Source organism: Pseudonocardia sp. P1 (assembly GCF_000178675.2).
Lineage (GTDB): Bacteria > Actinomycetota > Actinomycetes > Mycobacteriales > Pseudonocardiaceae > Pseudonocardia.
On sequence record NZ_ADUJ02000001.1, the window covers coordinates 5,276,106 to 5,289,497 of the forward strand.

Sequence of the window (13,392 nt, forward strand, 5' to 3'; positions counted from 1 at the left end):
TCTACCGTCGGCTCTCCACCCGCTGGCGTGGTGTGCCCCGAGTCTGCGCGGCGGCGCGCCGCCCGACGATGCGCAGCCGGCTATGCCAGCGATAGCCGTCCGGTCAGGCGCCGACCACCGGATGCGGGTGCAGCCCCGGCATCCCGGCTGGACTGCCGTGCGGGATCCACCGGGCGAGCAGGTCCCGGCCGAACAACTCGTCGACGACCATGAAACCCGCGCCGGTGGGACCCGACTGTTCGCCCAGCGATGTCCGCGCTATCTGCAGGTCGCGTGTGGCCAGCGGAAGCGACCGTCGGTAGACGGACTGACGAACGCTGGCCAGCAACAGATCGCCCGAGGCCCCGACACGGCCGCCGAGCAGGATCGTCGACGGGTTGAAGAAGTTGACCATCGCGGCCACCGTGTCGCCGACCAGGCGACCGGCCCGGGACAGCAGCTCCACCGCGATCGGGTCGCCGAACTCGGCGGCGAGCACGACGTCATCCGGGACGATCTCGCCGGCTCGGCTCAGCCGCGCGACCAGGTGCTCGCCCCGGCCTTCTCGGGCGGCCGCAGTTGCGTCCCGGGCCAGAGCGGCCCCGCCGACCAGCGCCTCCAGGCAGCCGACGTTGCCGCAGCGACACACCACCTGCTCGGCGCCGGGCACCGATCCGGTCAGTCCGACGTGTCCGATGTCGCCCGCCGAACCCTGCGCGCCGCGGTGCAGCCGTCCGCCGGAGATCAGCCCGGCCCCGATCCCGGTACCGATCTTGACCAACACCAGGTCCCTGGAGCCGGCTCCACGGCCCGCCCGGAACTCGCCCAGCGCCATCAGGTTGACCTCGTTGTCCACGAACGCGGGCGCGTCGTAGCGGGCGGCCAGCCGATCGCGGACCGGGTAGCCGTCCCAGCCCGGCATGATCGGTGGCGCCACCGGACGGCCCGAGGCGAACTCGACCGGCCCGGGCACCCCGAGACCGATGCCCCAGACCGGGGGAGCGTCCCGTTCGGCCAGCAGCTCGTCGAACAGGCCCTCGACCCGGCTCAGACTGGCCTCCGGTCCGGTACCGATGTCCCAGTCGTGACCCCGGTGGTCGATCAGGCGCCCGCTCAGGTCGGCCACGCCGGCGTCGAACCCGGTCGCCCCGAGCGAGGCCACCAGCAGCACCCCCGCATCGACCTGGAAACGCAGCTCGCGCGGCGCCCGGCCGCCGGTGGACATGCCGAGGTCGCCCTCGGTCACCAGGCCGGCGGTCTCCAGCTGACCGAGCCGCTGCGATATGACTGTGCGCCCGAGCCCGGTGCGACGGGCCAGTTCCGGGCGCGTGCGCGCACCGCCGGAACGAACCAGGTCGAGCACGGTGACCAGCGTGTCCAGCTGGTCCGGCGCGACACCTTGCACGGACAGTCCCACTCGTGGCCCTCCTCGTTCCGCGTCGGCCCCGGACTTCCGAGATTAGTTCATTGACTTCTGTGTAGATCAAACTTTAGTGTCATTGCATCGATCGGAAGTGCGGCGCTGCGGCCGCACCGGAGGAGGTGGGCCGTGCGTCTGGGCTATCACTCGATCACCTGGGGCGGAGTCACCGGCGCCGCCGCCGGGGTGACCAGCGTGAAGGATCTCGTCTACCGGGTGCCCGGTGACATGCGGCTGGCGCTGCGCGAGATCTCCGCCGCCGGTTACCGCGGTGTCGAGATGTTCGACGGGAACGTGCGCGAGTTCGCCGAGCTCGCCGACGGTCACCCCGGCTCGCTTCCCCGGCTGCTCGACGAGACCGGGCTGTCACTGGTCGGGGTCTACACCGGAGCGAACTTCATCTACCCGGACACCCTGCCCGACGAGCTGCACCGGGTGCGCCGGGCCGCAGAGGACGCCGCCCGGTTCGGTGCCGGCCAGCTGGTGGTCGGTGGCGGCGCTCCGCGTGCACACGGGATCGCAGACGGCGACCACGACCGGCTCGCTCAGGCTCTCGACACGGTGGCCGGGATCGCGGCGGAGCACGGCCTGTCGGCCTGCTACCACCCGCATCTGGGGACGATCGGCCAGTCGCCGGAGCAGGTCGAGGCCGTGTTCTCCCGGTCCTCGATCGGCTTCTGCCCGGACACCGCGCACCTGGCCGCCGGCGGCGGGGACCCGGCCGCGATGATCCGCCGGTACCCGGACCGGATCCGGCACGTGCACCTCAAGGACCTCGGAGCCGACGGTGCCACGTTCCTCCCGCTGGGCCGCGGCGAGCTCGACCTGGACGGCGTGCTCGCCGCCGTCGCCGAGTCCGGCTACGACGACTGGCTGGTCGTCGAGCTGGACTCCTACGACGGCGACCCGGCCGAGGCAGCCCGGATCAGTCGCGCCTGGCTCGACGGCGCGCTGGACCGGGCCGGGCTGACCGTGACGACGAGTTGAGACGTGACGACGAGTTGAGACAGGAGCAACCGATGGCGGACAGGCTCCGCGCCGGGATCATCGGCGCCGGCTTCATCGGCGGCGTGCACGCGCACGCCGTCCGGGCGGCCGGCGGCGAGGTGACCCGCGTCGCGGCATCGAGCCCCGACCGGTCGCACGAGGCCGCCGTCCGGCTCGGTGCCCGCACCGGGGCCGTGAGCGGCGAGGCTCTGATCGATGCCGACGACGTCGACGTGGTGCACGTGTGCACTCCGAACTCGACGCACGTCGCTCTGGCCCGCCGGGCGCTGGCCGCGGGCAAGTCCGTGATCTGCGAGAAACCCCTCGCGACGACGCTGGACGGCGCGCGGGAACTGGCCTCCGCGGCCCACGGGCTGGTCGCGACCGTGCCGTTCGTCTACCGCTTCTATCCCGCGGCCCGGGAGATCCGGGCCCGGGTCCACGCGGGCGAGTCCGGGCCTCTGCACCTGCTGCACGGCGCCTACCTGCAGGACTGGCAGGCCGCCGGAGCACCGGCCGGCTGGCGTGGCGACGCCGCCGAGGGCGGCGCACACCGTGCGTTCGCCGACGTCGGAGTGCACTGGTGCGACCTGGTCGAGTTCAGCAGCGGGCACCGGATCACCCGCCTGCAGGCCGCGACCGCGGGCGGGGGTACCGCCAGCACCGTGCAGTTCGAGACCGACACCGGTGCCACCGGTTCGGTGGTGGTCAGCCAGACCGCGCTCGGCCGGCGCAACGCCCTGCGGATCTCCCTCGACGGCGAGCGGGCGGCGTACCGCTTCGACCAGGAGGCCCCGGAGGCGGTGCGGATCGGTGGCATCGACGGCGATCGGACGCTGCACCGTGGCTCGTCGGCGTCGTCCGAGGCCGCAGCGCGTTACTCGCTGCTCCCGCCCGGGCACCCGCAGGGCTACCAGGACTGCTTCAACGCGTTCGTGGCCGACACCTACTCCGCGGTCCGCGGTGGAGTACCGGACGGGTTACCGACGTTCGCCGACGGCCTGCGCGCCGCCGCACTGACCGACGCGGTGATCCGTTCATCGGAGTCCTCGACCTGGGTGGAGGTGCCCTCGTGAAGCTCGGAATGCTCACCGCCTGCCTTCCCGACCAGCCGCTGGAGCAGATCGCGGCATGGGCTGCCGGACAGGGCTACGAGGCATTGGAGGTGGCGGCCTGGCCGGCCGTCGGCGACCGCCCGTTCACCGCCAGCCACCTCGACGTCAGCTCGTTCGGCGAGCGGGAGGCCGAGAGCACACGCGCGCTGTTCGACCGCCACGGCCTGACGCTGAGCTCGCTGGCGTTCTACGACAACAACCTGCACCCCGACCCGGGCGAGCGGAAGGCCGTCAACGACCACGTCGCCGCCTGCATCGATGCCGCCGCGTTGCTCGGCTGTCCGAGCGTCGGCACGTTCGTCGGGCGACACCCGGGAAGGACGGTCGCGGAGAACCTGCGCGACGCCGAGGAGATCTTCCCGCCCCTCGTGGAGCGGGCCGGCGAACACGGGATCAAGCTGATCGTCGAGAACTGCGTGATGGAGGGCTGGCACCCCGACGGCTACCCGGGCAACCTCGCCTACTCCCCGGAGCTGTGGGAGTGGATGTTCTCGCTCGGGCTCTATCTCAACTACGACCCGAGCCACCTGCTGTGGATGGGCATCGACCCGGTCGAGGCGCTGAGACCCTACGTCGACCGCATCCCGCACGCGCAGGCCAAGGACATCCAGCTCTTCCCGGAGCGGCGCCACCGCTACGGCTGGCCGGGGAAGGCCGTCGAGCGCGAGGACCCGTTCGACGTCGGGTGGTGGCGCTACCGGGTGCCGGGCCTCGGCGACGTGGACTGGCGCCGGGTCGTCGACACCCTCTATGAGGGCGGCTTCGACGGCGTGCTCTCGGTCGAGCACGAGGACCCGGTCTGGGGTGGCACCGAGGACAGGATCCACACCGGCCTGCAGGTCGCCCACCGCACCCTGCGGCCGCTGATCGTGGCCTGAGGGGCCCTCACACACTGCCGCAGCAAAGGAGCTTGCGAGTTGAGCGAGAGTGTCGATGTCGTCGTGGTCGGCGGCGGTACGGCCGGGTGCATCGTGGCGGCCCGGCTCAGCGAGGACCCCGGCCGCAGAGTGCTACTGCTCGAGGCCGGACCCGACTATCCCACCACGGTACCGACCGCGGTCCTCGACGGCCGGGTGGTGCCGATGCGCGGGCACGCGGCGGACGTCGACCCCCGCCACGACTGGGGTCTGTCCGCCGAGGGGGCCGGCGGCGCATCGATCTCGGTGCCGCAGGGGCGGTTGATCGGCGGCGGATCCGCGATCAACGGCATGATCGCGCTGCGCGGGGCCACGGCCGACTTCCGGGAGTGGGCCGAGCGGGGTAACCCACGTTGGGACTGGGCGCACGTGTCGGCCGCCTATCGCGCGCTGGAGGACGACCCGGCACCCGGTGCGGACATCCACGGCCGCGGCGGCGCGTTCCCGATCGCGCGGGCGGAGGAACACGAGTACGCCCCGCTCCAGGCCGCGTTCGTGCAGACCTGCCGGGCGCTCGGGGCCAAGGAACAGCCGGACCTCAACGCTCCCGACGCCGAGGGCGTCGGGCCGGCCCCGATGAACCGGGTCGGCGCCACCCGGATGTCCACTGCGACGACCCACCTGGCGCCGGCGCGTGCGCGACCCGGCCTGACCGTGCGTGGTGACCTGCACGTCCGGCGCGTCACCTTCGACGGCACCACCGCGACCGGCGTGGAGCTGACCGACGGCACGGTGATCGGTGCCGGCGAGGTCGTGCTCACCGCCGGCGCGATCCAGACCCCGGCACTGTTGCAGCGCTCGGGTGTGGGTCCGGCGACACTGCTGTCCGGGCTGGGGGTCCAGGTCGTGTCGGACCTGCCGGTCGGGGAGAACCTGGGCGACCACTTCTCGGTGCCTCTGCTGGCAGCGCCGCGCGAGGGCACGTGGTCTCCGGAGGACTTCAGCCTCCAAACGGTGCTGCGCACCTCGACCGAGGCACAGCCGGGCGCCATGGATGCGCAGCTCACGATGTTCACCTACCTCGACGTGTCGACCACCGAGGCCGGTGCACGGGGGTTGGCCGGCACCGGCGGGACGGGCCTGGGTCAGCTCGCCGGGATGGGTTGCGTTCTGAACAAGCCGCGCTCGGTCGGCTCCGTCCGGATCACCTCCACCGACGCGAGCGTGCTGCCCCGCGTGGCGCCGGGCTACCTGACCGAACAGGTCGATCGGGACGCGATCCGCGAGATCGTGCGGCTCGGCTGGGCCGTCATCACGGGCGAACCGCTGGCCGGGATGCTGCACGAGCCGATCGGGCTCGACGCCGCCACCGTCGCCGACGACGCCGCCCTGGACGCCGCGATCGAGAGCATGACCGCGTCGGGCTACCACTTCACCGGCACCTGTGCCATGGCGCCGGCCGAGCGCGGTGGTGTGGTGGACCAGGACGGCAGGGTGCACGGACTGACCGGGCTCCGGGTCGCAGACGCGTCGGTGATCCCGGTGGAGCCGGCGGCCAACACGATGCTGCCCACCGTGATGACCGCGGAGCGGCTGGCCGCCGCGGCTCGCGGGCGCTCCTTCCCGGAGGCGTCATGAGCGCCCCGGTGGTCGAGCTGTCCGGGGTCGCGAAGCGCTTCGGCGGCGTTGTCGCGGTCCGCCACGTCGACCTGGCGCTGTTCCCCGGCGAGGTGCACGCGCTGCTCGGGGAGAACGGCGCGGGCAAGAGCACGCTGGTCAACATGCTGGCTGGCATCCACCGGCCGGACGCCGGCACGATCATCGTGGACGGCGCCGAGGTGACGATCCCGAACCCGCGTGCCTCGCGGATGCTCGGGATCTCGGTGGTCCATCAGCATCCCGTGACCTTCCCCGACATGACGGTCGCCGAGAACCTCATGCTGGCCGGCTCCGCCCCGCGCCGTCGCACCCGGCTCCTGGATTGGGGCGCCGTCCGCCGGCACGCCCGCGAGGCACTGGCCCGCCTGAATGTCCACCTCGACATCTCGGCCGAGGTCAAGCACCTGTCCGCGGCCGACCAGCAGCTGCTCGAGATCGCCAAGGCACTCGACACCGACACCCGGTTACTGGTGCTCGACGAGCCCACCGCAGCACTGTCCACCCGTGAGGTGGATCGGCTGATGGAGATCATCGCTCGACTCAAGGCCGACGGGGTCTCGGTCCTGTTCGTCGGCCACCGGCTGAACGAGGTGTTCGCGCTCGCCGACCGGGTGAGCGTGTCCCGGGACGGGGCCACTGTGATCACCGGTCCGGCGCACGAGTTCACCCCGGAGTCGGCGGTGGGGCACATGGTGGGCCGTTCGGTGGAGACCGTGTTCCCCAAGGCCGACGTCGAGCTCGGGCCGGTACGCCTCGACGTACGTGGTCTGAGCCGGCACGGAGCGTACACCGACGTGTCGTTCACCGTGCGTCGCGGCGAGATCCTGGGTCTGGCCGGCCTGGTCGGTGCGGGTCGCACGGAGATCGCCCGCGGGTTGTTCGGGCTGGAGCCGTCCGACTCCGGCGAGATCGTGCTGGACGGCGCTGCGGTGAGCATCAGGTCCCCGCAGCAGGCGATGCGCTTCGGGGTCGCCTACGTGCCGGAGGACCGGCATTCCGAGGGTGTGGTGCTGGAGCACTCGATCGGTTTCAACCTGCCGCTGGCGCTGCTGGAGCGCCGCCCTCGGTTCGGGTTGCTCTCCCCGCAGGCCGACCGGGTGCTGGCGGGCGACTACATCGACCGGCTCCGGATCCGCACCAGCGGTCCGGACCAGGTGGTCGGTGCCCTGTCCGGGGGAAACCAGCAGAAGGTCGTCATCGCGAAATGGCTGGCCACCGACCCGTCAGTACTGATCCTGGACGACCCGACCAAGGGCATCGACGTCGGCGCGAAGGCCGAGGTGCACCAGCTCGTGTCCGAGATGGCCGGACGCGGCCTGACCATCATCCTGATCAGCAACGAGCTCGAGGAGCTGCTCGCCGTGTCCGATCGCGTGATCACGTTCTACCGCGGTGCGCAAGGCGCGGAGTTCGACCGGCGCCCGTTCGACGCGGAACTGGTGCTGGCGGCGATGACCGGGCAGGTGTCCGATGTCCCAGTCTGACAACCGCACGGCGGCCGTCCCGGCGCTGCTCGAACCCCGGCGCCGGATCCACCGGGAGGCAGGCCTCGGTGTCGTCCTGGTCGTACTCGTGCTGTTGTTCGCGGTGCTCACGCCCCGGTTCGCCACCGGGGACACGTTCGCCCAGATCGGCACCGACCTGTCCATCGTGCTGATCGTCGCGGTCGGCCAGGCCCTTGTGCTGTTCACCCGCAACATCGACGTCTCGGTCGGGTCCACGGTCGGGCTCACCGCCTACCTCGCGGCCGGCCTCACCGCGGCCGTCCCCGGGCTGCCGTTGGTGCTGACGGTGCTGGTCGCCTGCCTGCTCGGAGCCGCCCTGGGAGCGGTGAACGGCGCCCTGGTCGCGACGCTCAAGGTGCCCTCGATCATGGTCACGCTGGGCACGCTCTACATCTTCCGCGGGGTCAGCTCCGCGTTGGCGGGCAGCTCGCAGATCACCGCGCAGAACCTGCCTGACTCCTACTCGGCGATCGCCACCGGGACGGTGCTGGGGATCCCGCTGATGTTCCTCTACGCACTGGCGGTAGCCGGGCTGGCGCACGTGGTCATCCGGCACACCTTCACCGGGCGCGCGATGCTTGCCGTGGGCAGCGACCCGGCCTCGGCCGAACGGACCGGCATCGCCTCGAAGCGACTGGTGTTCGGGGCCTATACCGTCACCGGGCTGCTCTGTGGGCTCGCCGGGGTGCTCTGGGGTGCCCGCTACGGAACGGTCGACTCCTCGGTCGCGACCGGCTTCGAACTCGTCGTCCTGGCTGCCGTCGTCGTCGGCGGGGTCCGCATCACCGGCGGGGTCGGCACCGTCGGCGGGGTCGTGCTGGGCGCGGCGATCCTGTCCGTGATCAGCACCGGTCTGGCCCTCGCCGACGTCTCCCCGTTCTGGCTGCAGGCGATCCAGGGACTGGTGATCATTCTGGCGATCACTTTCGACCTGGTCCTGCGGCGCCGCCTGGAATCCCGAGGAGTGTCCACATGACCGCGCAGACGACCGGTCGGCAATCGCCCACACCCGTCCCCGCCGCCGTGCGACGGCGACTCCCGAGCTGGTTCGGCACCTGGGAGATCACGCTCCTCGCACTGGTGGTCCTCGCGGTAGTGGTCGCGTCGGCCACCAGCCCGTACTTCGCGACCGGACAGAACTTCTCCATCTCGGCGACCGGCGCGCTCGGGCTGAGCCTGATGGTCGTCCCGATGGCCTGGCTGATGGTCGCCGGGGAGATCGACCTCTCGGCGGCGTCGACGTTCGCGCTGTCCGCGACGGTGTTCGGTCTGGCCGTATCGGGTGGGCTCGGCACCTGGCCGGCGATCGGATTGGGCGTGCTGACCGGGGCGGTGGCCGGGCTGGTCAACGGGCTGCTGGTGGTGGATGTCGGACTGCCGTCGCTGATCGTCACGATCGGGACGCTGGGCCTCTACCGCGGGCTGTCCTACGTGCTGTTGGAGAACCGGGGGATCAGCGACCTGCCGCCCGGGTTGACCACGTTCGCCCAGGAGAATCTGCCCGGCACCCTGGTGCCCTACGGCTTCGTCGCCTTCGTGCTGGTGGCCGTCCTGGCAGCGGTACTGCTGCACCGCGGTGCGTTGGGCCGGGCTGTGTTCGCGATCGGCAGCAATTCCCAGGTGGCCCGCTTCTCCGGGCTGCGGGTGGGCGCGATCAAGCGCGGGTTGTTCGTGTTCTCCGGGGTCGTGGCTGCGACAGCCGGCATCGCCTACGCCGGATACATCAGTACCGTCCGGGCCAGCAACGGCACCGGGCTGGAGCTGATCGTGGTGGGCATCGTGCTGATCGGCGGGATCAGCATGTACGGCGGAAAGGGCTCGTTCGTCGGGGTGCTGCTGGCGCTGCTGCTGGTCACGACCCTGACGAGCTGGATGACCCTGGGCGACGCCGAGACCGCCGTGCAGTACATGGTGACCGGTCTGTTGATGGTAGGCGCAGTCGTCGTGCCCGCCCTGTCCCGGCGCCTGCACATGTCGCGTGAACGCCGTCGCTCGGCCGGGAGCGTCCGGTGAGGCGCCCGGGTGCGGGAGCCGCAATCGCGGCGGCGGCGCTGCTGGCACTGACCGCCTGCGCCGCCGCGGAGCCGTCCGGACCTCCGCCGCCGCGACCGGTCCGGGACTGCAACCTGACGATGATCCCGAAGAACACCGACAACCCGTACTTCGCCGCGGTGCGCACCGGGATGGTCGACGCCCAGCGTGAGCTCGGTGGTGACCTGTCGTTCGTCGGCCCCGCGGCCGGCGACGTCACCGGACAGATCCAGCGAATCCAGAGTGGACGTCAGCGCGGATCCTGTGTGATCGGCATCTCCGCAGTGGACTCCTCTGCGGTCGCGCCGGCATTGGACGCTGCCCGTGCCGACGGGGCGCGGGTCATCAGCTACGACGCCGACGTCTCCGACGGCTCGCGGGGCCTGTTCGTCAACATGGCCACGGCCGACGAGCTGGGTCGCGCCCAGTTCGACATCCTCGCCCGGGCAATGGGCAACACCGGCGAGTTCGGCATCGTGTCCTCGCAGAGCACGGCCGAGGTGACCAACGGCTGGATCGACGTGATGATCGCCCAGCTCGACGAGCCGGAGAACAGCGGGATGCGTCTGGTCAGGACGTCCTACGGGGACGACGACGCGAAGAAGAGCTACGACGCCGCCGTCGCACTGCTGCGGGCCCACCCGAACCTGCGGGGGATCATGGCGCCGACCCCGATCGCGATGGAGGCCGGCGTCAAGGCCGCCACCGACCTGGGGGTGGCCGACCGCGTGGTGGTCACCGGGTTGGGCAATCCGGGTAACCAGACCGAGCTGCTCAAGGCCGGCCAGGTACCGGCCTACGTGCTGTGGAGCCCGCGCGACCTGGGCTACCTGACCTACTACGCGGCCGCCGCCTACACCGCGGGCGAGATCACCGGCCGGGCCGGCGAGACGTTCGCCGCCGGGCGTCTCGGGCACAGGACCATCGGGCCCGGCGGCGAGGTCGTGATGGGCCACCCGATCACGTTCACCCGGGACAACGTCGACCGCTACCTGCACGACTTCGAGACCACCGGCTGAGCGAGGAGACATGTTCCGCTACACGTACAACACCCTGGCCTACGGCCGGGAGCCGCTGGCCGAGGGGATCGCCCGGCTGGCCCGGTACGGCTACGACGGCGTCGAGCTCGTCGGGGAGCCCGCCGAGCAGGACGTCGGGCAGATCCGCGCCACGCTGCACCGGCATGGCCTGGTCGCGTCCTCCATCATCAGCATCTTCACGCCGGAACGCGACATCGTGAGCACCGACCCCGCCGTGCGTCGCCGTGCCGTCGACTACGTACGCGGCAACGTCGACCACGCGGCCGCGCTCGGCGCCGAGGTCGTCACGTTCACCCCGACGGCGTGCATGAAGATCCTTCCCGGTGCCGAGCGGGCCCGGGAGTGGCAATGGGCGGTCGAGGCCGCACGTGAGGTCGGTGACCACGCAGGTGAGTGCGGGGTACGGATCGCGGTCGAGCCGTGGAACCGCTACGAGACCTATCTGATCAACCGGATGGACCAGGCTGTCGCGTTCGTCGACGAGGTGGCCCGCCCGAGCGTCGGCGTCATGGCCGACACGTTCCACATGGCCATCGAGGAATCCGACATCGCGGCCGCGGTCCGCCGTGCCGGGGCGCGCCTGACCCACGTGCACCTGGCCGACTCCAACCGCGCCGCGCCCGGGTACGGGCACATCGACTTCCGTCCGATCCTCGCCGCGATCACCGACGTCGGTTACGACGGCTGGATCTCCTACGAGCTGCTGCCCGCGGCCGGGGACGTGTGGGGAGTGCTCTCCGGCGCCGGCGCCCCGGAGTTCGGCGACGCCTACACCGATGCGGCGATCACCCATACCAAGAAGATCGTCTCCGACCTGAGGACGGTCCGGTGACCCGCCCGTTGGGCCTGAGCACGTTCCTGCTGGCCTCCCCGTTCTCCGACGACGCCGCGCGGCCGGCGTTCGAGCAGGTCGCGGCACTCGGCTACGACCTGGTCGAGGTGTGTGTGGAGGACCCGGGGTTGCTCTCCGCGCCGGCGCTGACGGAGGCAGCCCGGGCGACCGGTCTGGCCGTGGGCGTGTGCGGCGCGTTCGGCGCCGAACGCGATCTCTCGCACGACGATCCAGGGCGGCGCCGGCAGGGGGTGGACTACCTGCGCGGCTGCATCGACCTCGCCGCCGCGGTCGGGTCGCCGCACGTCGCCGGACCGATGTACGCCACGACCGGCAAGGCCCGGATGCTCGGGCCGGACGAGCGCGCGCAACAGTTCCGGTGGGCCGCCGAGAGCATCCGTGAGGCCGCTGACCATGCAGGGGAGTGCGGGGTCACGCTGGCGATCGAGCCGCTGAACCGGTTCGAGACCGACCTGGTGAACACCGTCGAGCGAGGCCTGGAGCTGTGCGCCGCGACCGGCCGGGACAACGTCGGCCTGCTGCTGGACACGTTTCACATGAACATCGAGGAGAAACACCTGGCCGACGCCGTGCGGCTGGCCGGTGACCGGGTGTTCCACGTCCAGGTCGCCGAGAACGACCGGGGGACGCCGGGCAGCGGGCACGTGCCGTGGGCGGAGTTCTTCGGCGCGCTCGACGAGATCGGCTACCACGGCCAGGTCGTCGTCGAGTCGTTCCTGCCCACCGTCGCCGAGATCGCCCGCGCGGTGTCGCTGTGGCGCAAGGTTGCTGACTCGCCGCAGGCACTGGCCCGTGACGCGATCGAGTTCCTCCGTTCCATGGACGATCTCCGGGACCGGTCGTGACGGGCGCGGCGTCGTGGCGTGCGGGGCTGCCCGGTGTCCGTTCCGGCATCGGGCTCGGTCCATACCAGAACGACCGGGACGGCTCGGCGTTCTCCGAGGAGCTGCTGTGGGTGCGGTGACGACGGTCGTCGGTGTGGTCGTCCTGGCGCCGGCCCGGTCCTTCCCCCATCGACCAGCGCCGGTGCCGGCCCACGACGAGAGGAACGATTGATGCACGACGTCACCGACCACGCAGGGCAGCCGGTCACGCACGGCCGCGCGACCGTCAATGGTGTGCGCCTGCACTACGTCACGGCAGGTTCGGGCCCCCCGCTGGTGCTGCTCCACGGCGTCCCCAAGAGCTGGTACTACTGGCACCGGGTCATCCCGCTGCTCTCCGAGAGGTTCACCGTCGTCGCCCCGGACGTGCGCGGTTTCGGCGACTCCGCCCGCCCCGACGACGGCTACGACATGGGCATGATCGCGCGCGACATCGGCGCGCTGATGACCGAGCTCGGTCACCAGAGGTTTGCGATCGCCGGCGAGGACTGGGGTGCCGCGTTCGCCTACGCCGTCGCCGCCACCTACCCGGAGCGGGTCACGAAGCTCTCGTTCGCCGAAATGCTTCTGCCCGGGTTCGGCCTGGAGGACTGGTCGGCGCTGACCGCCGACAACGTGTTCTCCGACCACTTCCTCTGGCACGTCGGATTCTTCCACGTCCGGGACTTCCCAGAGATGCTGATCTCCGGACGGGAGGAGCAGTTCTGGTCCACCTGGATGAAGAACGAGACCTACAACCCGGCTGCCATCACCGACGACTGCGTGCGCGAGTGGGCCCGCTGCTCTGCCGCGCCGGGTGGGCTTCGGGCCATCTTCGAGGTCTACCGCGCGACGTTCACCAACGTCGAGCTGAACACGGAGTGGGCCCGCACACCGCTGCCGATGCCGGTGCTCACGATCGGCAGCAGCCACTTCATCGGCGAGGAGTCCCGCCGGCAGATGGAGCGCACGGCCACCGACGTGCGCTACGTCGAGATCGCCGAGTGCGGGCACAGCCTCGCCCTGGAACGTCCCGCCGAGCTGGCCCGGTTACTCGGCGAGTTCTTCGCCGACCAGCCGTGA

The 13,392-nt window shown here is 71.3% G+C and carries 13 protein-coding genes; 12 read left to right on the forward strand and 1 reads right to left on the reverse strand.

The window, feature by feature from the left end; all coding sequences use genetic code 11:
- Positions 1 to 103 precede the first annotated feature (103 nt).
- Positions 104 to 1,396: an ROK family transcriptional regulator gene (locus PP1_RS24435; protein WP_010228578.1), complete on the reverse strand. Its 1,293-nt coding sequence runs from the start codon at positions 1,394 to 1,396 to the stop codon at positions 104 to 106.
- A 132-nt stretch (positions 1,397 to 1,528) separates the two neighbouring features.
- Here PP1_RS24435 and PP1_RS24440 point away from each other — a divergent pair, with 132 nt between their 5' ends.
- From PP1_RS24440 to PP1_RS24495, 12 genes are all read left to right on the forward strand, one after another.
- Positions 1,529 to 2,386 carry a sugar phosphate isomerase/epimerase family protein gene (locus PP1_RS24440; RefSeq protein WP_010228579.1) on the forward strand — a complete coding sequence of 286 codons (858 nt, stop codon included), beginning with the start codon at positions 1,529 to 1,531 and terminating at the stop codon, positions 2,384 to 2,386.
- Positions 2,387 to 2,418: 32 nt separating this feature from the next.
- A complete protein-coding gene (locus tag PP1_RS24445) occupies positions 2,419 to 3,462 on the forward strand; it encodes a Gfo/Idh/MocA family protein (protein WP_010228580.1) in 1,044 nt (347 codons plus the stop codon).
- On the forward strand, positions 3,459 to 4,379 hold the full coding sequence (locus PP1_RS24450) for a sugar phosphate isomerase/epimerase family protein (protein WP_010228581.1): 921 nt from the start codon (positions 3,459 to 3,461) through the stop codon (positions 4,377 to 4,379). The genes PP1_RS24445 and PP1_RS24450 overlap by 4 nt, the downstream gene beginning before the upstream one ends.
- 39 nt (positions 4,380 to 4,418) lie before the next feature.
- Entirely contained in the window at positions 4,419 to 5,996 is a 1,578-nt protein-coding gene (locus PP1_RS24455) for a GMC family oxidoreductase (RefSeq protein WP_029239456.1), read from the forward strand.
- On the forward strand, positions 5,993 to 7,501 hold the full coding sequence (locus tag PP1_RS24460) for a sugar ABC transporter ATP-binding protein (RefSeq protein ID WP_010228583.1): 1,509 nt from the start codon (positions 5,993 to 5,995) through the stop codon (positions 7,499 to 7,501). Before PP1_RS24455 ends, PP1_RS24460 begins: the two co-directional genes overlap by 4 nt.
- A complete protein-coding gene (locus PP1_RS24465; RefSeq protein WP_010228584.1) occupies positions 7,488 to 8,498 on the forward strand; it encodes an ABC transporter permease in 1,011 nt (336 codons plus the stop codon). The genes PP1_RS24460 and PP1_RS24465 overlap by 14 nt, the downstream gene beginning before the upstream one ends.
- A complete protein-coding gene (locus PP1_RS24470; protein WP_010228586.1) occupies positions 8,495 to 9,535 on the forward strand; it encodes an ABC transporter permease in 1,041 nt (346 codons plus the stop codon). The genes PP1_RS24465 and PP1_RS24470 overlap by 4 nt, the downstream gene beginning before the upstream one ends.
- The gene (locus tag PP1_RS24475; RefSeq protein WP_010228589.1) at positions 9,532 to 10,572 is read left to right on the forward strand and encodes a rhamnose ABC transporter substrate-binding protein; all 1,041 of its coding nucleotides are present in this window, start codon (positions 9,532 to 9,534) and stop codon (positions 10,570 to 10,572) included. Before PP1_RS24470 ends, PP1_RS24475 begins: the two co-directional genes overlap by 4 nt.
- Before the next feature lie 10 nt (positions 10,573 to 10,582).
- A complete protein-coding gene (locus PP1_RS24480; protein ID WP_010228591.1) occupies positions 10,583 to 11,425 on the forward strand; it encodes a sugar phosphate isomerase/epimerase family protein in 843 nt (280 codons plus the stop codon).
- Positions 11,422 to 12,291 (forward strand): sugar phosphate isomerase/epimerase family protein, encoded by an 870-nt coding sequence (locus PP1_RS24485; protein ID WP_010228593.1) that lies wholly within the window; start codon positions 11,422 to 11,424, stop codon positions 12,289 to 12,291. Before PP1_RS24480 ends, PP1_RS24485 begins: the two co-directional genes overlap by 4 nt.
- Positions 12,288 to 12,410, forward strand: a complete 123-nt coding sequence (locus tag PP1_RS24490; RefSeq protein WP_010228595.1) for a hypothetical protein — start codon at positions 12,288 to 12,290, stop codon at positions 12,408 to 12,410. Before PP1_RS24485 ends, PP1_RS24490 begins: the two co-directional genes overlap by 4 nt.
- 91 nt (positions 12,411 to 12,501) lie before the next feature.
- A complete protein-coding gene (locus PP1_RS24495) occupies positions 12,502 to 13,392 on the forward strand; it encodes an alpha/beta fold hydrolase (RefSeq protein WP_010228598.1) in 891 nt (296 codons plus the stop codon).